Raw genomic sequence first — 21,892 nt, forward strand, 5'->3', positions numbered from 1 at the left:
CCGCCACCACCCGCACAGAAAGTAGAAACGCCATGCGTCTCCCCGTCCGGCACATCAGCGGCCACCTGATCTGGACCACCGCCGCCACCGTGTGGGCGGTGTGGCGCGTCGACACCGAGAACTACACCCACGCCTCGAAGTCCACGAAGCGCGAGCGGCTGGACTCGCTGGAGGCGCTCTTCAAGTCCCTGCGGGGAGAGGCCCTGCTGCTCAGCCTCAGCCCGAGCGTCGACGCCGCATCGGTCGTCACCCGCATGACCGCCGGCGTCGACCTCGACCAATCACCCGAGTACGTCGACCTGGCGCTGAAGGTCCTCGACCAGCTCCAGGACCTCGAGCTCACCGGCCGCGTCGACTTCCTCGCCGTCCCCCTGGCCCACCTCGACCTCAAGCAGCAGGCCCGGGCCGTCATCTCCTCCATGCAAGCCGAGGTCATGGGCACCCTCGGCCTGCCCGTCGCACCCATATCCGTATCGGAAGAGCGCCAGCGCCTGGAGCAGGCCACCCGCCTGGCCGCGGGCTGGCCCTCCGGCATCAAGATGAGGCCGGCCACCGAAGCGGAGATCCTCTGGATCTACGGGCACAGCGCACGACGCGGCCTGAGCGAGCCGCTGCTCCCCGAGGACGGTGCGCCGCGGGCCCTGCGCGGCCGCGGCCACACCGTGAACGCCCACACCCAGGTCATCCTGGACGAGGGCGGGCGCGGCAACCGGCCCTCCAAGGGGCCGACCAACCCCTTCAAGCGCCGCTACCTGCGTGCCACCACCGAGTTCGGTGACTCCTACCAGGCGTTCTGCGTGCTCTCGGAGATGCCGGAGGCTTTCCGGTTCCCCGGCAGCGAGTACCTGGCGGCGCTCGATGACTTCAACTTCCCCGTGGACTGGGCCGTCCGGCTGCAGGTGGAGTCCGGCGCGAAGGCGGAGCCGAAGAGCCGGCGCCAGCAGCGTGAGCTCGCGCACCAGCGCGGTGAGTACGACGGCGAGACCTCCGGGGTGCCGGCCTCGCTGGACAAAGCGAGCTTCGCGCTCGACGAGTACCGCGACCGGCTGACCGCCTCCTCGACCGAGGTCGAGATCCGTGCGACGGTCGCCACCTGCGTCTGGGGCACGACCGCCGAAGAAGCGGACGAGAAGGCCCGGTCTCTGGCCAACCACTTCGGCGGCAACGACTACACGTTGGTCCGGCCTACCGGCGACCAGGTCGCGCTGTTCCACGGCATGCTGCCCGGCACCAAGACGCCCGGGCCGATGCTCGACTACACCCAGTACCTCCTCGCCCGCGACTTCGCGATGAGCATGCCGTTCTGCGGCGCCGGCCTCGGCGACGACTCCGGCAGCCTCTTCGGCCTCCAGCTCAACGGCGGCGGCGTTCGCCCCGTGTTGGTCGACTTCTCCCACGGCCCGAGGGTCAACGCCTCCGCGTCCGCCGCCTTCGTCGGCGAGCTCGGCTCCGGCAAGTCCGTCGCCATGAAGTGCGCGATGTACTCGATCCTCACCACCGGCCACCGGGCCGGCCAGCGGAACTCCCGCGGCCGCGCCCTGGTCATCGACCGCACCCCCCAGCAGGAGTGGAGCCGGTTCGCGAACGCCTGCCCGGGCACCACCCAGATCATCAACGTCGACGAGAACGCCGGCGTCAGCCTCGACCCCCTGCGCGTCTTCCGCGGCCCGCGCGCCGCCCGCTACACCGAGTCCTTCCTCACCCCGCTCCTCGACATCGGCTCGATGAGCGTCGAGGGCATCACCCTCGCCGAGGCGATCGAGGCGACCCGGCTCGGGCCGCAGCCGAGCATGACCGCTCTGATCGGCACGCTTGCCGACCGGGCCCGCACCCCCGACCCGGACGAGCCGAACGACGCCGCTGTGCGCGCGGCCGCGTCCGAACTCGTCCGCAAACTGCGGTCGCTGGCGAAGAAGGACCTCGGCCGCGTCATCTTCGACCCCAGCCTGCCGGTCGTGCGGATCACGGACGCCGACAGCATCGTCTTCGCCGTCGACCGCCTGGGCCTGCCCACCAAAGAGGAGCTCTCCGAGCACCGGCTCCCCTCCTTGGAGGTCGAGAAGCGCTTCGGCTGGCGGCTGATGTACCTGATGACGGCGCTGTGCCGCGAGATCGCCTTCGCCGACCCGCAGGAGTTCGCCGGCGTCTTCCTGGATGAGTGCTGGTGGCTGACGAGCTCCGCCGAGGGCTCCAACCTGCTGCTTGAGCTCATCGCCGACGGCCGCAAGCACAACGCCGGAGCCTTCGCCGGCAGCCACGACCCGTACGACATCGGCCCGAAGTCCGAGATCGGAGACAAGATCCGGGCGCTGCTGTCCCACATCTTCGTCTTCCGTCACCGCGGCAAGGCCCTGGCCACACGGTGCCTGGAGTTCCTGGACCTGGACCCGACCGACGAGGAGATGCTCAAGGTCATCACCGAGAACCTCAGCCCGCTCAACGTCAGCGAGACCGAGCGCGCCCTGCGGGCCGGCGAGGGCCTGTACCGAGACCTCCGCAAGCGCATCGCGGGCATCAAGGTGCTGATACCTGCGGACGAGAATGCGGCCGCCGCGATCACCACGACGCCCGGCCAGCTCGACGACGAATCCGACGAGACCGTGGAGTTCGCCGAGGCCGCGGACGGGGTCCTGGCATGAGTCGCCTCCGGCAGCGTGGCCTCAAGCGGCGCCTCGGTCTGATCGGCGTTCTGCTGGCCCTGTTCACCGTGGTGCTGGCCCCCGCTGCCAGCGCAGACCCATCGCCGTCGCCCAGCACGTCCGCGCCGGCGAAGCCGGCTGCCGGCCCCGGCGGCAAGAACCTCAACCAGAAGCCCAAGGACGGCAGTGACGGCATCCTCCAGCCGTTCAACGTCACCGACAAGGACGGCTTCCCGATCAGCTCCTACACCGTCAAGACGGACACGGGCGGCTGGAAGGACATCGACCTCAAGATCTGGAACATCGTTGCCCAGCTGCTCTTCGGCGTCTCAAAGTGGGTCATCGGCTTCACCTGCTGGCTGATCAAGTGGGCACTGAACTTCGGGCTGGCCAAGGTCATGGTCGGTCCCGTCGAGGACATCTCCAGCACCATCAAGAACCAGGTCATCGACCGGCTCGGCCTCCCCGGCCTGTTCCTGACGTTCGCGGGCTTCTACTGCGGCTGGCTGATCCTCTTCAAGGAGCGCTCGCGCGGCTTCGCCGAAATCGGGGTCTCCCTGGTCGTCGCCGCACTGACCACCACCGTGCTTGTCTCACCGGCCCAGGTCCTGCTCGGCCAGCACGACCAGGCGCAGCCGCAGGGCTCCACCATGCTGCTCTCGGAAGGAGGCCTGCTGGGCAAGGCAAAGGACTTCACCCTGGAGGTCGCCAGCATCGTCCTGGCCGACGACCCCGCTAGCGCCAAGGGCAGCGCCGACCCGGACAACGTAGCGAAGCCGATCACCGACGCCCTGGTCGATGCGTTCATCGTCAAACCCAACCAGCTCATGGTGTACGGACAGACCTTCGACGGGCCGTGCGACAAGGCCTTCCGCGAGTACAAGCTCGCCGAGTTCAACCTGGACCAGCTCGGGATGAACTACTGGGACGCCGCGATGATGGACTCGATCTACGACACGAATTTCATCGGGCAACTCAACGAGAACGCAAAGAAGTTCGAGGCGGCCTGCGGGGACGTGAAGCCCAAGGCCAAGCGGGCATCCGCCGACCTTGCCTTCTCCGCTCTGTTCGTCGCGATCGCCGCGGTCATCGTCGCCATCCTCATGATCCTGGTCACCGGGACGTTCCTCACGGCGCAGGGCTGGCTGGCCTTCGAGGCGATCCGCGGTCACTGGGCCCTCACCGCCGGCATTCTGCCCGGTGGCGGCCGCGCCACCTTGTGGCGCTGGTTCTCCGCGATCACCAAGGCCGTTCTCGGCATCATCATCGCCATCCTCTTCCTGGCGATCTTCATCCTGATCGTTCTGGCCCTGATCGACGCGAACACCGGTGACGTCCTTGCCGTGAAGTTCATCGTCATCGACGTCACGGCCGTCGCCGGTCTGGCCGGCCACAAGAAGATCAAGCAGACGGCGCAGAGCATCGCGGTCAACCTCAACCGCAAGCTGGCCAATGCCCGCGTCGGCGGCGCCGGCCGCCGCTCCGTGTTCAGCAGTCCCGGCCGCTACGCCGAGACCGCCCCCGGTCTGAAGCAGATGTGGGGCGAGGCCCGAGGCGAGGCGCGGCGCGTGAGCAGGCCGGTCGGTCAGGGTCTGAAGTCCGCCAAGAACGCCTGGGTCGGCTCACCGCAGGCGAACCGCAAGGCCAGCCGGCTGCGGACTGCGGCGCGGCTTGCCACCAACGCGGCCGCGGCCGTCGGCACCGGCGGTGCGAGCACGGCCGCGAAGGTCGCGGCGCAGCAGGCGGCCAAGCAGACCCTGAAGAAGCGGCTGGCCACGGCGGCCGCGAACAAGATGTCCCAGACCAGGGGCGGCAGGGCCACCATGGCCACCGGTAAGGCGGCCGCCACCACTGCCAAGTACGGCGCCAAGGCGACGAAGTTCGCCTTCATGGCCACGGTGGGCGCGCCGGTGGGGATCCCCCGCGGTGTTGCCGCGACCAAGCGTGGTGGCGCTGCGGCGATGGCGCGCGGGAAGAAGGTCGGCGACGACCTCAAGGCCGTGAAGGCGCGCACCGTCGACAAGAAGGTCCAGGAGGCCAAGGACTTCGGAGCCGAGTACAAGCGCAACGTCGCCACGGCCGGCAAGTTCGTGGCGAAGCAAGGGACGAAGGCACAGGTCAACCTCGGACTGGCGCAGATCCAGTCGAACCCGCGGGCCGCGAGTCCTCCCGGGCCCCGGGCCGGTGCCATCGCGCCGCAGACTCCTGGAGGCGCATCGGCTGCGGCCGGCGCCAAGACGCCCGGGCCCAAGGCGGCCGGCACGAAGACACCGAGCTCGGTGAAGCCGCCGGCCGCCGGGCCGGCCGGGGTGCCGAAGATGCCGACCCCGCCCACCCCTGCACCGCCGACCCCGCCGGCCGCGAAGAAGTCGACGCCGGCCAAGCCGCCAGCTCCGCCCCGGGCCATCCGACGCGCCACCCGGCCGCCCGGCCCGCCCAAGCCCCGGCCGTAGCCGGGCCGCGGCAGGGGCCCAACAGGCCCCGGCCGCCCAGATCACCGCACCAGAACCACCTCACGGGGGACCCTCATGCCCACAACCGATGTCGCGCGTGCCCAGCGCGGGACGATCATGCTGTTCGTCGCTGCGGCAGTCCTGGCCGCCGTCGGTGCCCTCCTGCTCTTCGGGCTCCGTGGAGGGGAGCGTCCCCCCACCTCCGGCTCAACCCCTACGGTCGCAACCTCTACGACTGCGCCCGAAAGCATCCCCAGCAGCGCCAAGCCGGCGGAGACGTCGCCGGCACCCGAGCGGTCCGAGCCTCCGGTGGTTTCGGAGCCGAGCCCGGTGTCGGTTCCGATCCAGGAAGCAGCCAGGGCCTTCACGACCGCGTGGGCCAGCCACGACGCCCGGCCGGGCAAGGACACCTCGTTCGACGACGCCTCCCGGCGCGCCGCCGCCTACACGGACGGCGACCTGGCCGAGGACCTGCGCACGCACACCAGCGGCAACGCCGGCCGGCAGCAGTGGCTGAGCTGGAGGGACCGCCAGGTTCAGGTAACGGTGACCGTCCTGCGGGTGGCCCTGCCGGACGGAGCTCCCGCGCCGACCGAGGACTCCGCCTTCGCGCGCGTGATCTACAGGCTGACCGAGACGCCGGCCACGGGGGCCGCCACCGCGTCGGAAGAACAGGTGGCACTCAAGCTCCGCCGCGGAGCCGACGGCAGCTGGCGCGTCGTGGGGCTTCCCAATGTCTGAGCAAGGCGAGTCCAAGGCCCTGCGCCGAGTACTGATCGCGATCCTTTTGTCATGCCTGCTCGGCTTCGGCTTGATGCTGGCCGCCGTGCTGGCGCTGACCTCGGCGATCGGTGAGGACAACACCAGCGACGCGTTGGAGAACGCGGGATTCGGCGGCGGCCTGTCGGACACCAAAGACATCCCCTACTGGCTGCGCCCGATCATCCTCAACGCGGTGCGGGACTACGGCTGCGCGGAGACCACGCCTTCGCTGATCGCCGCCCAGCTCTACCAGGAGTCCAACTTCCGCAAGAACCCGCCCGACGGCGGAGCGGGCGCGCTCGGGATCGCCCAGTTCATCCCGTCCACGTGGGCCACGCAGGGCATCGACGCCAACAAGAAGGGCGGCGCAGACCCCCTGGATCCTGAGGACGCCGTCCCGTCGATGGTGGCCTACGACTGCAAGCTCGCCGACGAGATCCGCAGCGTGCCCGGCGACGTCGTCGACAACATGCTCGCCGCGTACAACGCCAGCGGCGGCGCGGTGAAGCAGTACGGCGGCATCCCGCCGTACAAGGAGACCCGGGACTACGTCCGCGAGACTCGGGAGCGGGCGGAGAAGTGGGCCGCTCCGATGGACGGCAAGGTCTCCGGTGGTCTGGCCAAAGTCGTCGCCGGTGCCAAGGAGGCGTACAACACCCCCTACGTCCTGGGCGGCAGCTGCAAGCCCCCGTTCGTGGGCTCTACCGGCTGCGACTGCTCCAGCCTGGTCAAGTACGCCTGGAGCAAGGTCGGCGTGAACCTCCCCAGGGTCACGTACGACCAGGTCGACATCGGCAGCAAGGTCAACTCGGCGAAGGACCTGCGCCCCGGCGACCTCATCTTCTCCGGCGGCAGCGCCTCCAGCCCGGAGCACGTCGCCATGTTCATCGGCGGCGGAGAGGTGATCGACGCGCCGCACACCGGTGCCCGCGTCCGGATCGAGCCCCTCTCATTCTGGACGGACCGAATCCTGATCATGAAGCGTCCGGACTACACCGAGCCCGATTCAGGCGGCACGTCGGGCTCATGGGTCGCCCCGGTCGCCGACGAGCACATCGGCACCAGATATGGGGTCTCGGGATCGATGTGGTCGAGCGGCCACCACACCGGCGTGGACTTCCCGGTAGGCAAGGGAACCGCGATTCGCGCAGTGGGCCCGGGCACCGTGGTCACGGCCGGCTGGAACTCCGCGTACGGCTACCAAGTGGTGATCAAACACGGGGACGGCAAGTACTCGCAGTACGCGCACCAGTCCTCGCTCAACGTCTCCGTCGGCCAGAAGGTGAAGGGCGGCGACCGGATCGGATGGTCCGGCGACACGGGCAACGTCAGCGGCCCGCACCTCCACTTCGAGATACGCACCGGGCCCGAGTACGGATCGGACATTGACCCGCTGGCCTACCTCCGCGGTCACGGCGTGAAGATCTGACCCACGGCCGGCGTCACGCACTCCCTGCAGGGAGCTGTTGTCCTATGCCATGGAACCTTGAGCGTGTGCCGCCGAAGTTTGAGTAGGCGACCGCCATGCGTGCCGTCCGTCTCATATGTGTCAGCCGTCGGCGGATGGTGCCACCGGAGCCGTCCCGAGCGGCAGACCCGCGCGATGCATGAGGTCAGCGCAAGGGCGTTCCTGGAGGCGGAGGCCGTCTCGGACGGTGTCAGTGCTGCGTCGCCAGCAGGCGCCATGCTCTGCGACCGGTGGGCGGAGCAGCGGTCGGTGAGACCGAGGGAAATCCAGTTACGCGCGCTCAACTCAGAAGGTAAATGAGTGAAACAACTACCAATGCGAGAGTATTTACAGCGAAGCCAAGAACGGAGACAGGACTATATTTGCCAATCTTCAGCCCTGACTCCCGAAAATACTTCTCAGGGTCGACAGCAGCAGCGTCTTTGAGCATACGAATGAAGCCGAAAAAGCCTACCAAGGCTACAGCTAGGTATACCAACATCGCCCACCAGTGCAGCCTGACTTCTGGAAATGCAGTGATCACCCCTACTGCGGGGGCCATGGTGAGAGCCACCCATTGATAGGCGTCCATTAGATACTGCGTTAATTCGGCGATACTCTCCTCGCTCGTCTCGGCGTCAACATGCTCGGCAAGATTTAGTTCCGCAAACTTCAGCCTATAGTACGCGATTTCGAAACCCTTGATCTTGTCGCTGACCAGTGGCCCGATAGCAATCAATCCGATAGCAAACACGAAAGGGAAAAGCAGCGCCAACAGCTTCACTCTCAACTCTCCTGCTATTGGATGCGGAAATTGTAAATCAATGGGCTGCGAAGGAGGGTTGGGGCGCTAACGCGTCCCGGAGTCAGGATTTTACGCCACTTGATATTGACTGTCAGTTGCGAGGGGCCTGAAGCCGCACTCTGAGATTTTCTTAGTCTCCAATCATGAGACGCCTCTTTCGGTCCAGTCTCGCCGTTGAGTTCCAACGTGATTGGATCGGTGTACGGTGGAACTCTTTCAACGGAGCCATTATCGCATGCCCAGGAAAGATAAACCCGAACCGGAAAGAAAAAGCTCGTGGACACGGTGATCTGATGGATTACCTCAGTGCTACCCACGACGCAGTGAGTGCCGTCGAGGTTCGAGCGCACCACGATAGCTCGGCGCCGACCTTCGGGGGAACAGGAGGATGGCATCACGCTTCACCCGCTGGACGCTTCAAAACTAGCAAGTTACGTAGCAGGTTGTCGGCTTTAGCTTGGACCATTGGAGACCCAGTATCTTCAAGAAGTTCGAGCATGCGCTTCTGGTCAAGGTTGGGGAACTTGAAGCTAAGCTGCGATAGGTGAGAAATGCCGACTTCACGCTCAAGTGGCTCGGTTAGCGACAACGCTTCAGGCCCGCCGTTGACCCGAACGAAATCAATGGTGGCGTCAGAGGTGAGCAGATTTTCGGCGATATCGGCTTCCAGTTGCCGGTCTGGATCGACCGTGTCAGATCCAATGAAGACGTGCATAATGCTGGCATTGATCAAGAATCGCCTTGAGGGATCCAATATTCCCGAATATTGGATCCCTGAAGTCCAGGCCAAAATCGAGTAGCCCTCGTAATGCTCAAGGGATGCATACTCTCCTGTGGTCTTGAAGGTGGCGATGCGTCCTGCATATCGCCCGTTCTCATAGTTGCGAAATTGCATGACGCCCATTTTCTTCCTGTTCAGCTTGTGGGAAAAATCTGATGCTGACGGGTCGCTGATTGAGATGTTGCCTTGCACGCGTCGGACTTTTCCGCGATTTCGCGCGTTGTTAGCCAGGATGACGACATCTCCGACGCGTTTAAGACCCATGCTCATGAGTGTGGCTCGGATTGATTTGATTGAATGCTGTCCAGACTTTCGCAATTCAACGACGATGGAGTCTCGTAGGTGTGTCGCATGCGATGCCCAATCGACCTCAGTATCCGAGCCCGGAGGACGGTTGTGTCGTGTTTTATGTGCTGTCTTCAAAGCGCCTCCTGATTTGATCGACTATATTTTCGTCAAGTTACTCCCTGGGCTGCGTCAGCTATAATCGTGACACGTCTTCTTGGCTTATTGATGGCTAAGTGCACCCTCTCGGGTCCAAACATCATCCGGATGGCTCAGCGTCCTGGGAAGGTGTAGGTCGGGACTTTAACTGGTCTGTAACTGGAAGACCGGTCCCATTCGGTCGTCGACCGCTTCTTCAGTGAGTGAGCCGTTACTCACGTAGAGGCGAGGTCTCTGCCCGAACATGCCTGCACAGGGCTGCATGCCCAGCAACCACGCCGTCGGAACCCGACCGGTATCCCGGCGCTGATGCCGGGGAGAACGGACCGCTTCCCCGAACGCCAGCACAAAGGCCCCAAGGTCTGGATGCCCGTACGCCTCCGCGAACTGCCCCGCCGCGACCCCTGGCCACCCGCGCCCGCACCAATCAAACTTCGATGGCAAAGATCAACCTTCGATGGCACAGGACAGCTGTGACGCCGGCCGACGCAACTCGGCGAAGAATTTCGGAGCGGAGTGTCACACCGAGCCGGATCCCGACACCTGTAGCAGACGAAAGGCCCGTTTGCTCTCTGGAGGTGCCGCCGTGCTCCCGACTTCCCCCGTGCCCGCTCCGGCTGACGCCGCGGCGCCGCCCACCTTGCCCGCGGACGGTGGGCGATGACCACGACCGACCTCATCGACGGCGTCATCAGCTTCACCGGGGACCTTCCCGGTCACGCCGAACAGCTGGCGGACTCCGTGATGGCCAACGCCTGGTGGGTCGCGCTGGTCGCCCTGGCGGCAGGCGGTGTCGCTGCTGCGGTCCGCTGGGCCCTTTCCCGCGGCCCGATGTCTAAGCGCACGGCCCTGGAAGTGCTGCCGACCACAGGCTTCGACCCGAAGCCGGAAGAGGTCATCCGCTTCGGACACCAGATGGCCCGCGCGCACAAGAGCGTGTCGCGCTGGCTCGTCTCCTCCACCCGCACCAGCGCCCTCCGCGTCCGCTTCACCTGCTCCAACGGAGCGCTGTCCATGAGGGTCGAGGGCCCGGACCGAGCGATGTCGGTGCTGCGCCACCAGGGCTACGCCCAGGTCGAGATGCGGCCCGTGGAGGCCGACGGACGCGCTGCACGCGAACTTCCGCAGATCCGACTCGGCTCCTAACCCCGCGACGCACACCACAGACAGGTAGATAATGACCATCGCACCAGACCCCATCGCCGCCCCGCCGGTTGACTTCGCCAAGCCGGAAGCGGACCACCGAGGCAAGCCGGCCATCCGGGAGATGCACTACGCCCGGGCAGAACTCGCTCTGGCTCTCCCCGACCATCTCGCCCTGCGCGAAGTGCCCCTCACGCCGGATCCGCTCGAGGCCCTGGCCAACGCGGTGGCCGACGTCCGCGAGGACCTCGGTGAGAGCGCCGACGTCGTCCTGGACCTCGTGCCCGTCGCTCCGAACCGTGTCGGCAGCCGCCGTCGGCGCCTTCTGGCCCAGGCCCGCCGCAACCCTTCCGACGGGCCGGCCATACCCGGCATGCCGCAGCAGCGCAACAACCGGTTCGGCTTCGACCTCGGCGCCGTCATGTCCGAGATCGCCACCGAGATGAAGGGCAACCAGGGTGGCGGCGCCCGGCAGCGGCAGCACCACCAGCAGCAGCGCACTCACCGCGTCGCCGACATGAAGGCCGCGATGGGCAAGCTCGCCCCTGGCGCCGAGCCGGTCTTCTCCATGCAGCTGCTCGTCCGCACCTGCGCACGCGACGAGTACCGAGCCCGGATGCTGCTGGACCAGGTCCTCGCCGCCCTGGAGCCGTGGTCCGGCGACAACCACCTCCGGCCTGTGGGCCTCCACCTCGGTGTTACCCGAGTCCGGTCGGACCACTGGCTCTACCGGGGCAAGTTCGACCGTCGCTTCGAGACCGGGCTCTTCGTGCCGCGCCGGCACTCCTGGGTGACCGCCCAGGAGATCGCCGGCCTGCTCAAGCCGCCCACCAAGCACAACAACGCCCCCAACATCACCCGCTCGGGCGGAGTCGTGCCGCCCCCGCCTGCGGCCCTCCCGACGTGGACGGGACAGCAGGGCCTGCTCCCCCTCGGCTGGGTATCCAAGTCCGGCGGCGGAGAGCGCCTGGCCGGCGTCCCTCTGAAGTACCTGCTGTTCGCGTTGTTCCTCGGCAAGTCCGGCTTCGGCAAGACCGAGATGTCGCTCGTGCAGGCGATCGCGCTCGCCCACAACGGGTTCGGCGTGCTCTTCCTCGACCCCCACGGCGACGGCTGGACCCGCGCGCGCCCGTACCTGGCGCACAATGAACTGGCCGACCGGATCTGGGAGATCGACCTCACGTCCCCGGAGCTCGACAAGATGGTCGGCTCCTGGAATCCGCTGTCCATGGAGCGCCGGCGCGAGTCCGAGATCCCCGACGTCGTCCAGTACATCGTCACCGGCTTCGCCGCGGCGTTGAACTGGAGCGACAGCGCCGGCCGTGCGAAGACCATCCTGACAAGGTCGGTCGAGTCACTGGTGTACCTATCGTGGCACGCCAGCCGCGCCAGCCGGCCGGACCTGGCGCCCACCGTCTTCCAGATTCGCACGATCCTCACCGACGCCGTTTGGCGCAACAAGATGCTGCCGTACCTGCCCAAGGACATCAGAGACTTCTGGAGAAACGTCTTCCCCAGCTACAGCAAGGAGGCCACCCCGGTCGTCACGAACATCATCGAGCGGCTCTCTTCCTCCAACGCGATCAAGGCGTTCCTTGGATCCAGCCGGTCGACTTATGACATCCGGCATGCCATGGACAGCGGCAAGATCGTCTTTGTCTGCCCGGCCGGCACCGGCGACGTCGACCGCATCATCAGCTCCCTGCTGATTTACGACCTGTTCCGAGCTGGCCTTTCGCGCCGCGACACCGACCCAAGTGAACGTCGCGACTTCTTCACCTTCATCGACGAGCTGACCAGCGTGGACGGCGCATCAAAAGGGACATTGGCCCAAATCACGGAGCAGCTGCGGAAGTACCGCGTGAAGTTGTTGGCGATGACTCAGATGGCACAGCGTCTGACTCCGACCACGCGGCAGGGGTTGCTGCAGAACCTTTCAATCCTCTCCACAACGGCATCCGATGTCGACGAGGCCACGCTGGTCACTCGTCGATGGGGCAAAAAGGTCCTACCCGAGACGATTACACAGCTCAACCGCTACCACTACGTCATGTCAGTGACGCTCGACGGGGGACAAACCGATCCCTTCCGTGTACGTGGCGCCTCGGTGGAAGACCTTTATACGGCCTACCACCGGCCGCAGAACGAAGAGCGCCTGAAGCGGGCCATCGACGAGAATCTCCGGCGCCGCCCGGTCTGCGACATTCTCTCTGATCTGCGCAGCCTAGACGGCAACCTTCGCGACTTCATGGTGAAGCGCGACAAGCCTTACGACGACTACAGCGACGACGAGCTCGCCTACTTCAAGGGTGGCGACCTGGTCTCCAATCAACCTGGCACGACGGAGGACACGCATAGGAGCGAGAGTCCACAGGATCCTGAAGCAGCCGGCTCAGACACGTCCAGTACGAGCCCCTCTCGTGTACATGACGGCAAGGGCCCTGTCATCAGCGGCAAGCAGCCTGATACCGATCGCGCCTCGAGCAGCGCGGAACCGACAGATGTGCGCCACAACGAGTCGAGGCTCGCATGACCGTGTCCTCAAGTGAGACGCTCGCGACGTCGGCCCCGACGCGGAGCTTCCACACGATCAGCCGAGAGGTGCTGGAACTGCTCTACCAGCACCGGGTGTTGTCCACCCCGCAGCTGCACGTGCTGCTGACCCTGCCCGAGAAACGGCAGGCCCGCCCCGTGTACCTGCGCTGGCAGCTCGGCGAGCTGCACCAGGCCGGGTTGGTCGACCGGATCCGGGCACAGGGGCCCGGTGGCCGCGGGCGGGTGCAGAGCCAACCGTTTCTGTGGTTCCTCACCGAAGCGGGCGCCGCGTCCGTGGAGGAGGCCGGAGAGCTGCCATCCCGGCCTTACCGGGTGTCGCCCGAGTCGGTTGCCGGGGCCCGTCAGGCGCACACGCTTGGCGTGAATGACGTCGGTGTTGCCTTCGTCGAGTGGGCGCGCCGCCTCGGTCACGAGTGCGGTCCGCTGGACTGGACCCCGGAGGTCGCCAACCGGATCCGTGACGGGCAGCGCCGCTTCGAGGACGACCATGTCATCAGCGACGCTGTCCTCAACTACGTTCATGTGGAGCGCGGTGGCCGGCGCACGATGCTCAGCTTCTTCGTCGAGTTCGACCGTGCCACGATGACCTCCGCGCGGCTCGCCGCGAAGCTGCAGGGATACGGCCGACTGTACGAGTATGTCCCGCAGAGTGCGGACCGCACGCACCGGACCCCGAACGCGACCCGGCCAGCGTGGATGTACAGCTACCCGGTTTTCCCGAGGGTTTTGGTGATCCTCGACGCGGCGCCGCCGAAGGCTGGGGAGCCGGACCGGCGTCCGCAGCGGCTGGCCGCGCGTACCGAGGACCTCTACACCCGCGCCGCGGCGGACGTCCGTCTCAGCCGGCTCAAGGGCGACATCCACATCGGCGTCACCACCCTGCAGCAGCTCCAGGAGCACGGGCCGTTCGGCCCGATCTTCACACCGCTGCTGAGCGGCACGCAGTCCGCCCGCCCCGCCCCTACCGACCTTTACCTCGCCACGAAGTGACCGGCCGCGCCCCGGCCCCGAAGGAAGCAGCACCATGACCAGTACCTCGCTCGAGGCTCCGCCGGACGGCGGGAGCATGATCCGGCTCACCGAGATCCTGCACCGCAGCGTCAAGCTGCGGCAGCGGCGGTTCGAGATGCTGCCGCTGCGCGGCCAGGGCGCGCCCTTCACCGAGCCCCACGCCCGTAACCCCTCCGACTCCCTGCCTCCGTCCGAGCTCGCCGACCTCATCTCCTCCATGTCCGTCATCGGCCTGCTGGAGCCGGTCCTGGCCGAGGAGATCGTCGTCGACGGGAAGGCGCCGACGATCCGTCTGGTCACGGGGGAGCGCCGACTGCGTGCGATGCGCTGGGGCGCCGTCAACCGGCCGGACAACCCGCACTTCGCGGCCCTGCCCGCCGTGGTCTGCCCAGGTCCCTTGTCCGAAGAGGAGCGTCACATGTGGCGCTTCGTCGAAAATTTCGCGCGCGAGCCGCTCCGGCCCGGCGAGCAGGCCGCCGCCCTGCTGTACCAGCGGTGCGCCATCCTGGTCGGCAAGCTCCTCAAGGCCGGCAAGCCCGTGCCTCAGGAGGTCTACGCGATTCCTGAACCGGCAGAGCGGTTCTACGCCCTGGAGAAGATCCGCGGCACCGACAGCGCGTGTGCAGCTCCCTGGAGCGAGGTGCTGGACCGTCTCGGGCTGCAGCTCAACGAGCGCAAGGCCGGCGAGCTCGTGCGTGCGTTCCGCGCGCTGCCGCGTGACCTCACCGAGGAGATGGACGAGGCGGCGGTCCGCTTGAACACGCGGATCAAGTTCGCCGAGCTCCGCAATGGCCGGGCGCAGGCTGCTGAGGGCATTTGGGCCGCGTTGAAGTCCTCCAAGCGGCTCCACCTGCTGCCGACCGCCGTGAACGTCGGCTTGGAGGAGCCCGAGCTTGACCCAGAAGAGATCATCACCGAAGCCGAGGAGCGTCAGGACGCGGCGAACGCCGGCCGCCGGGCGAAGCTCACCCGGGTCCTGAGCAGCTCAGAAGCTCAGGAGGAATCCGAGGACGGCGATGACGACGCCGTCCCGTCGGCATTCGGCCAGGAAGGACCGGCCGAGGTCTCGGTGGCGGTCGGTGCGTCGCAGCCGGCACCAGCGTCGGCAGCCGAGGCCGGGACGGAGGCGGTCCCGGCTGACGCCGCCCCCAGTCTCCCTGCCGTGGAGACCGACACGATCCGCACCGCCCTGGACGGAATCCGCAGCCTGCTGGTCGAGGTCCGGGCCGGCAAGGAGATCGCGCGCTACGACCGCGGTTCGCTGCGTCTCGCCCTGCGCGAGCTCAGTACCCACCTCGACGACGTCCCCGCCGGCGACCAGACAGATCACGACGCGATGAACGAAGGAAGCGAAGCCGCATGACCAGTGTTTCCCTGCCCATCCCGACCGTCGGCGTGCCCCTGCCCGGCCGGGGCTGCGACTGCAACAGCTGCGCCTTCTACGCCGGCCCGGACGGTCGGGGAGGCCCGGCCACTGTCGAGCCGCTGTGCACCGGCCAGAACTCGGACTGCCGGTTCTGCGGGTGCGCGGCGGCCGAAGCTGACGCTCCGGCGAACGCGTGCGTGACCCGGAAGTGCCCGATCCGGTGCGGGAGCCGGACCGACATAGCCGGGTGGATGGCCGACGTCGGCGGCACCCTGACCTTTGACGACATCACCGTCGACAGCACCCTGCCCACCGGCTTGCCGTCCTTCATTCCCATGACTGACGGCAGCGCCATCACCAAGCTCGACACCAGCCTGAACTGGCCGGCCTACGGGGTCGGACTGCGGCGCGTCTTCTCCCCGGACACCCACACGCTCTACAAGCGCTTCACCGAGCAGACCGCACGCCAGGCCCTCGCCCTCGGGGAACACCAAAAGGCCGTCCTTGTCGGCTACGGCGAGGACCCCCTCGTCGAGGCCTTCTGGACCCGCCGCGAACGCGACAGGCTCGTCGAGCGAATAGCTGAGCAGGAGTGGGACCTGGTGCTCTCGTGCAACTACAGCATCTACGGCGACTGGCCCCGCACCGAGCACCTGCTGAACATGCGCCGCAGCCTGATGCTCGCCCAGGAGTTCGCCGAGGCCGGCGTGAACGTCGTACCGAACGTGTACTGGTTCCGGCTGGAAGATCTCCAGCGCTATCTCGCCTGGATCGAGGACACCCAGCCGGCGGGCATCGCCATCAACGTGCAGACCGTCCGCGACAACGCCGACTGGGACAGCTGGGAGCGGCCCGGCCTGCACTGGCTTGCCGAGCATCTGCCCGAGGACATGCCGGTCTTCCTCACTGGCCTGTCCCGAGCCAACCGCATCGCCGAGATGGCCGAGATCTTCGGCCCCCGGTTGAGCCTGATCTCCCAGAACCCCCATCAGTACGCCCTGCACGGCGCGATCATGACCCCCAACGGCCGCGAGGATGTCCACGCCCGAAGCGAGGACGCCTTCGCCGCCACGGTCCAGTACATGGCCTCGCTCCTGCCGAACCGCTGAAACTTCTTCGCCCGCACTGTCACACCGGCGGCTCCTCCCACACCTGTAGCAGGTGAAAGCACCTACGGGAGGAGCCTCCATGACGACCGACACCAACCACCCTGATGCCGAGACGACGCAGACGCCGACGGCCGCTCCCCCCTGGCGCCTGTGGATCCTGCTCGTCTGGCACCCCGCGCTCGGCCTCCCGGTCGACCCCGTCGCCGTTCTCGGCCTCGACGAGGGCCAGCAGCAGTCCGCACCGGTCGTGCGCTGGGTCCCACTTGTCTACGAGGCTGCCGACCCCTGGCGAGAGCGCCTGAGCGCGCCCATCACCAGCCAGGACATCGAACGTTGGATCGCGCAGTCCGGCGGCGTGTGCGCGATCGAGCCCGTCGACGTTCCCGATGGCGCGCTCGACCTCACCCACGCCGCCGACCTCGTCCTGGATGCACTGCTCGCTGAGGTCATCCCTGCGCTCCCGCCGCGGGGTGACAGCTGATGGGCACGGGCAGCAAGTCCTCGCACGCCTCCTACGCCGTAGGGCCCACCACCGCGTCCGAGGCAGACGACGTGGTGGCCGAAGCGCCGGCGCAGCCCATGTCCGACGAGGAAGTCCAGGCCAAAGCCGACCTCCTGATGGCGATGAACCTCATGGAGGAGATCACCGACCCGCCGTTCGCCCTCGACCCCGAGGACGAAGTCCCGACGGACCCCGTCGAGCGGTACAACGCCTTCGTCGGCCAGGTCGAGCAAGCTCAGGAGGCCATTGAGAAACTGAAGGAGGCGGGCGCCTCCGACGAGGAGATCGAGGCCCATACCAAGGCGCTGAAGGCGCAGACCCTCGCCTACCTGAACTCGCTCGACGAGGACGACCTGCGCGAGATCGCCGAGGCCAAAGGCTTCGAACACCCGGCGCTGGTGGGCCTGTCCGGCAAGGGCCAGCACCCCCTTGTCCACTGGCTCGACCCCGCGTACCCGGGCGACATCCCGTCCAAGGCGAAGATCCAGGCCGCCGCTCTCAACCGGTACAACGAGCTGCTCGCCGGCAAGACGGTCGGCGGCATGTCGCTGGCAGACCTGCACGAGCTCGAGGGAACCGAGCCGCCCCTCAGCGGCGGCGCCTGGAAGGCCACGCCGGACGAGGTCGCGGCCTCCGCCCAGGCGGTGACCGCGTCGATCGATGCCTGGAACGAGGCGAAGAAGACCTACGGACCGCAGTCTCAGGAGCAGAGGGCCGAAGCCCTGCAGGCCATGCTTGCAGCCGAGCAGAAGTTGGCGTCGGCCGACTGTCCTGAGCTCGGCGAGGACCTGGCCAAGGCCAAGGCCGAGGCCAAGTCGGTGGTCGACGAAGCTCTCCATCACACGTACGTGGCGCCGAAGGACGTCCAGCCGCTGGTGCAGGAGGCTCTCGCCTCGGGGAAGCTGAGCGAGACCGAGGCGCAGCACCTCGGTGGTCACCAGCTCGTGGCACTCATGCGGCCCAACACGCCGGACAGCGAAGTGGAGTCGCTGAAGGCCCTGGCGGCCAAGCGGCAGGAGCAGCTGGCGAACCTCGACGCCGGCTACGCCGCCCACGTTGCGATGGCTCCCGGTGGCGACCAGCCGCTCAACCTGCCGCCGGCGGACGACCCGGGCGCGCCGCAGGCGATCGCCGCGTGGGCGAAGAACGCCGGCGACGTCCGGGACATGCAGACGAGCGTGAACGGCTGGTACGCCTACACCCAGCAAGGCGGTGCCAGCGACACCCCGTACGCCGAGCACCCGGCCCTCGGACCGGGGAAGTACCTCCAGCCCAACGAGATCACCAGCGACTTCAAGACGTGGGCCGCGAAGCAGAAGCTCGCCGACCTGCGCACCGTCGCGGCCGAGCTGGGGATGGACAACAACGGCAAGGCCACGCGGGCCCAGGTCCAGAACTACATCGCCGCGAGCTTCAACAACAAGTACGACCAGCAGGCCATCAAGGACAAGGTCAACGCGGACGTCGCGAAGAAGGAAGCGGCCAAGGCCGCCAAGTCGGCAGCCGCCTCGGCACCTTCAGCGAAGCCCGATGGGGGTCTGGCCTCCGACGAGACGGTCCAGGCCCTGGCGAGCAAGCTGCCGAAGAACGGCGCGACCGCCACGCCCAAGCCGGCCGCGAACGCAGCCAAGCCGGCGAAGGCGCCGAAGCCGGGGTCGTTCAACGCGAACATCCAGGCGCTGATGGCCGAGGTCCAGCAAGCGAAGGCGACCAGCCAGGACGTCCCGGCCTACATCGATCCCAAGGAGGTCGCTAGCTGGTCCTTCGGCTCGGGTACCAAGGTGTCGAATCTCGGCGGGACGTACGCCAAGACCGTCCATGCCGGCCCGGACGGCTCGCAGTGGATGTTCAAGGCCGACCACAACCACGGCGGGGCCCTGGGCCACACCGAGGCCGCCGCGTCCCAAGTCCTGTCGTTGGGCGGCGTGCCGGCAGTGCCGGTGTACCACCACAAGAAGGCCGACGGCACGGCCGGTTCCATCCAGCCGCTGCTCAAGGACGCCAAGCCGTTCACGTCCAGCCCGAGCCAGTGGACGCAGTCCCAGGTCGACGCGATCGTCCGGTCGCACGTGGGCTCCTGGTTCGTCGGCGAGCACGACGGTCACCAGGACAACTGGCTGGCCACGCCCTCGGGCGGCCTGGTGCAGATCGATCGCGGGCAGGCCTTCAAGCACTACGGCCTGGACAAGCTGTCGGTCGACTACGCCCCCAGCGGCGGCGGCGGCTTCACCCCGATCCACCAGAAGCTCTACCAAGCAGCCCTGGGAGGCGGCTTGGCCAAGGGCGTCAAGATCAGTCCTGCGGCCGCGCACCCGGTGATCAAGAAGTTCGAGTCCATGCCGGATGCACAGCTGCGCTCGATCCTGCACTCCACCGCGCACGAGGGCGTCAAGGCCGGCGTGGCGTGGGTGCCGCAGATGCGCAGCAAGGCGGCCAAGGCGCTGAAAGTCCCGCAGTCCCAGGTCACGCACGCCCAGATCGCCACGGCGTTCCTGGACCACGCAGTCGAGAGGAAGAACAACTTGCGTCAGAACTTCGCCGACTTCTTCGTCAAGCAGATGGGTCTGCCTTCCGGCGCCTCCCTCAAGCACGGCGGTGGTAGCTGATGGGAACCGGATCCAAGTCGAGCCACCAGAGCTACGCGGTCAGCCCCACCGCGCTCGCCGAGGCACCCACCGCGCCGCCGGACATCACCGGAGCGCCGGATGCGGCCGAGGGGACCGCCCTCACGGGCGCGGCCGCGGGAGGCACGGGCATCCCCGAGCTCGAGGAGCTGGAGCTCTCTCAGCTGCTTGCCGAACCTGCTCCCCCTGCGGAAGCTCCCGCTGCCGAGGACGCTCCGGCGGAGCTCGACGCGCTGCTGGGCGCCGAATCCGCACCTGAGCCTGACGTGTCCGCTACCGGCCCCGAGGAGGAACTCCAGGAGGCTTCGGCCGAGCCCGAGGGCCTCGCGGCCGAGGGGGAGCTGCAGGGCAGTGGTGAGGAGGCGCCGGCGGAGGAGGCTGGACTGCTCCACGCCGACGACATCGAGGAGGTCCAGGAGGAAGAGGAGACGGACCCGCCGCTGACGCCGGTGCCGGCCGCGCCCCCCGTCGGCGAGCCGACCGGCACGCCGCTCCTCGTGGGCGGGGACGACTTCATCAACTCCGAAGCCACCCTGGTCGCCTACGACTCGCCGGACGGCCCGCGGGAGGTGCTGCTCACGCACATATCCGAGGAGGCCGAGGAGAAGCTCCTCGACGCGCTGAGCATCCCGGGCACCCACATGGAGGAGATCCAGGTCGAGGAGGAGGTCAAGGAGCGCCTCGACCTCGACAAGGAGAAGAAGCTGGCCGAGCTGACCAAGACCGCGATCAGCTCGGTGCAGCACAAGCTGAAGGACAGCTTGCCGATGTCGGATGCGTCGATCGCCAAGCACCAGGCGGCCGTCGACGCGGTGTCCGCCGTCCTGAGCGACCCGTCGATCAGCGACGACGAGAAGGCCATGGCCCAGCACTACATGGACCAGCTGAACGTCGTGAAGGACAAGATCGACAACGGCGGGTCGGTCATGCCGTGGATGGATGCCTACGAGGTGACCGAGACCAAGATGGTCACCAAGCAGATACCGGTGCCCAACGGGGATCCGGAGCCCGGCACGCTCGCCGCGACGGTCCGCAAGGCCAGCCGGATCAAGGCGTCCCTCGACCCGGAGACGGGCCAGTCGTCCTGGGACGGCGTGACCCGCAGCTCCGCCAACGGCACCGAGTACGAGATCGACATGGGTGACGGCTGGACCGCCGTCTACCGCCCGTACAAGGACAACGACCCGAAGCACACGGAGTTCTCGCTTCGCGGGCAGCTCGAAGTCCACGCCCCGGCCGGCGCCGGCCACGGCAAGGACCTCGTGGAGCGTCTGGAGCAACTCCACCTGATGAACAAGCCGATGACCGCGGCCGAGGGTGAGTGGACGTACCTGTCGAACAACATCCAGGCGCAGGGGCTCGGTGGGGCCGCCGGCATGCAGGCGGCCATGGACACGGCCCAGGGACTTCAGGACCTTCAGGTCCAGGAGATCGTGCACCAGCGGATGGAGACCCTCATGGGCCTCGACAGCGGGGCCCTGCAGACGGCGATGAAGCGGATCCAGTTGGAGGCCGCCCACAAGGTGCTGCCGATGAAGGTTGAGGTCGTCCGGGACGCCGTGGCCAAGGCCTCCGGATTCTTGGACGGGGCCGCACTGGCGGCCAGTCCGGGCTACGAGCCGACACCGTCGACGTCCGGCAAGTGGCTGACGTGGTCTCGCTTCGACGTGACGGGGAAGCAGGCCGAGATTCAGGGGGCGTTCAAGGGGAGGTCCCTGACCCATGGTCTCCACGGCGGTGCGCTCGCCAGTCTCCTGGGAACCGGCGTACTGGCCTCCACGGAGAAGCGGGCCGTCATGGGCATCGGCGGCGGACTCGGCATGAGCGAGCAGGCCGACAAGATGACTGGCGGCGCCAACAGCGTGTTCCTGCGGGTCAAGAAGACTCCCAGTCAGCCGAGCGGCGGCATGCTGATCTGGGACGAACCGAGCGTGCTGATGCGACGCAGTGACTACTACGCCTACAACGGCGACCACTTCGGCGCCATCAACCCCGCGCACCACAACTACAACGAGAGCGCGATCACCCGCGACCCGATGAAGATCGCGAAATTCTCCGCCGCCGGCAACGAGGTCATGTTCAGGAACGGGCTCGACCTGTTCGGAGCGGAGGCGCCCAGCCGGATCGTGTGCCACACCGCCGCGGAGCGCACCACCATCCTCGCTTCCCTCGCCTCACGTGGCATCACCCACATGGGCGGGAAGGCCGTTGAGGATGTCCTGTGCACGACCGACGACTACAGCTGACAAG

At 67.3% G+C, this 21,892-nt stretch carries 14 protein-coding genes; 12 read left to right on the forward strand and 2 right to left on the reverse strand.

Translation table 11 applies throughout. From position 1 onward, the window contains the following. The first annotated feature begins 32 nt into the window (after positions 1-32). From OG293_RS39665 to OG293_RS39680, 4 genes are all read left to right on the forward strand, one after another. Positions 33-2,639, forward strand: coding sequence for an ATP-binding protein (locus tag OG293_RS39665; protein WP_331752011.1), 2,607 nt, complete (start codon positions 33-35; stop codon positions 2,637-2,639). Then, positions 2,636-5,092 carry a hypothetical protein gene (locus OG293_RS39670; RefSeq protein ID WP_331752013.1) on the forward strand — a complete coding sequence of 819 codons (2,457 nt, stop codon included), beginning with the start codon at positions 2,636-2,638 and terminating at the stop codon, positions 5,090-5,092. The genes OG293_RS39665 and OG293_RS39670 overlap by 4 nt, the downstream gene beginning before the upstream one ends. A gap of 75 nt (positions 5,093-5,167) precedes the next feature. After that, a complete protein-coding gene (locus tag OG293_RS39675) occupies positions 5,168-5,833 on the forward strand; it encodes a hypothetical protein (RefSeq protein WP_331752015.1) in 666 nt (221 codons plus the stop codon). After that, on the forward strand, positions 5,826-7,283 hold the full coding sequence (locus tag OG293_RS39680) for a peptidoglycan DD-metalloendopeptidase family protein (protein ID WP_331752017.1): 1,458 nt from the start codon (positions 5,826-5,828) through the stop codon (positions 7,281-7,283). Before OG293_RS39675 ends, OG293_RS39680 begins: the two co-directional genes overlap by 8 nt. Positions 7,284-7,602: 319 nt before the next feature. On the opposite strand, the gene OG293_RS39685 is transcribed toward OG293_RS39680, so the two are convergent. Both OG293_RS39685 and OG293_RS39690 read right to left on the reverse strand, forming a co-directional pair. Continuing rightward, positions 7,603-8,085: a hypothetical protein gene (locus OG293_RS39685; protein WP_331752019.1), complete on the reverse strand. Its 483-nt coding sequence runs from the start codon at positions 8,083-8,085 to the stop codon at positions 7,603-7,605. A gap of 415 nt (positions 8,086-8,500) precedes the next feature. Continuing rightward, on the reverse strand, positions 8,501-9,310 hold the full coding sequence (locus tag OG293_RS39690) for an uL30 family ribosomal protein (RefSeq protein ID WP_331752021.1): 810 nt from the start codon (positions 9,308-9,310) through the stop codon (positions 8,501-8,503). Between the two features lie 681 nt (positions 9,311-9,991). Here OG293_RS39690 and OG293_RS39695 point away from each other — a divergent pair. From OG293_RS39695 to OG293_RS39730, 8 genes are all read left to right on the forward strand, one after another. Further along, positions 9,992-10,477 carry a hypothetical protein gene (locus OG293_RS39695; RefSeq protein ID WP_331752023.1) on the forward strand — a complete coding sequence of 162 codons (486 nt, stop codon included), beginning with the start codon at positions 9,992-9,994 and terminating at the stop codon, positions 10,475-10,477. Between the two features lie 370 nt (positions 10,478-10,847). Continuing rightward, positions 10,848-13,007: an ATP/GTP-binding protein gene (locus OG293_RS39700; RefSeq protein ID WP_406003880.1), complete on the forward strand. Its 2,160-nt coding sequence runs from the start codon at positions 10,848-10,850 to the stop codon at positions 13,005-13,007. Continuing rightward, positions 13,004-14,020 carry a replication-relaxation family protein gene (locus tag OG293_RS39705; protein ID WP_331752027.1) on the forward strand — a complete coding sequence of 339 codons (1,017 nt, stop codon included), beginning with the start codon at positions 13,004-13,006 and terminating at the stop codon, positions 14,018-14,020. Before OG293_RS39700 ends, OG293_RS39705 begins: the two co-directional genes overlap by 4 nt. Positions 14,021-14,054: 34 nt before the next feature. Next, a complete protein-coding gene (locus tag OG293_RS39710; RefSeq protein ID WP_331752029.1) occupies positions 14,055-15,404 on the forward strand; it encodes a ParB N-terminal domain-containing protein in 1,350 nt (449 codons plus the stop codon). Then, positions 15,401-16,516: a DUF4417 domain-containing protein gene (locus tag OG293_RS39715; RefSeq protein WP_331752031.1), complete on the forward strand. Its 1,116-nt coding sequence runs from the start codon at positions 15,401-15,403 to the stop codon at positions 16,514-16,516. Before OG293_RS39710 ends, OG293_RS39715 begins: the two co-directional genes overlap by 4 nt. A gap of 79 nt (positions 16,517-16,595) precedes the next feature. Then, positions 16,596-16,997, forward strand: coding sequence for a hypothetical protein (locus OG293_RS39720; RefSeq protein WP_331752034.1), 402 nt, complete (start codon positions 16,596-16,598; stop codon positions 16,995-16,997). Further along, positions 16,997-19,624: a hypothetical protein gene (locus OG293_RS39725; protein WP_331752036.1), complete on the forward strand. Its 2,628-nt coding sequence runs from the start codon at positions 16,997-16,999 to the stop codon at positions 19,622-19,624. Before OG293_RS39720 ends, OG293_RS39725 begins: the two co-directional genes overlap by 1 nt. Then, positions 19,624-21,888 carry a hypothetical protein gene (locus tag OG293_RS39730; protein ID WP_331752038.1) on the forward strand — a complete coding sequence of 755 codons (2,265 nt, stop codon included), beginning with the start codon at positions 19,624-19,626 and terminating at the stop codon, positions 21,886-21,888. Before OG293_RS39725 ends, OG293_RS39730 begins: the two co-directional genes overlap by 1 nt. The last annotated feature ends 4 nt before the right edge of the window (positions 21,889-21,892 follow it).

The sequence above is a fragment of the Streptomyces sp. NBC_00829 genome (genome assembly GCF_045161795.1).
GTDB lineage: Bacteria > Actinomycetota > Actinomycetes > Streptomycetales > Streptomycetaceae > Streptomyces.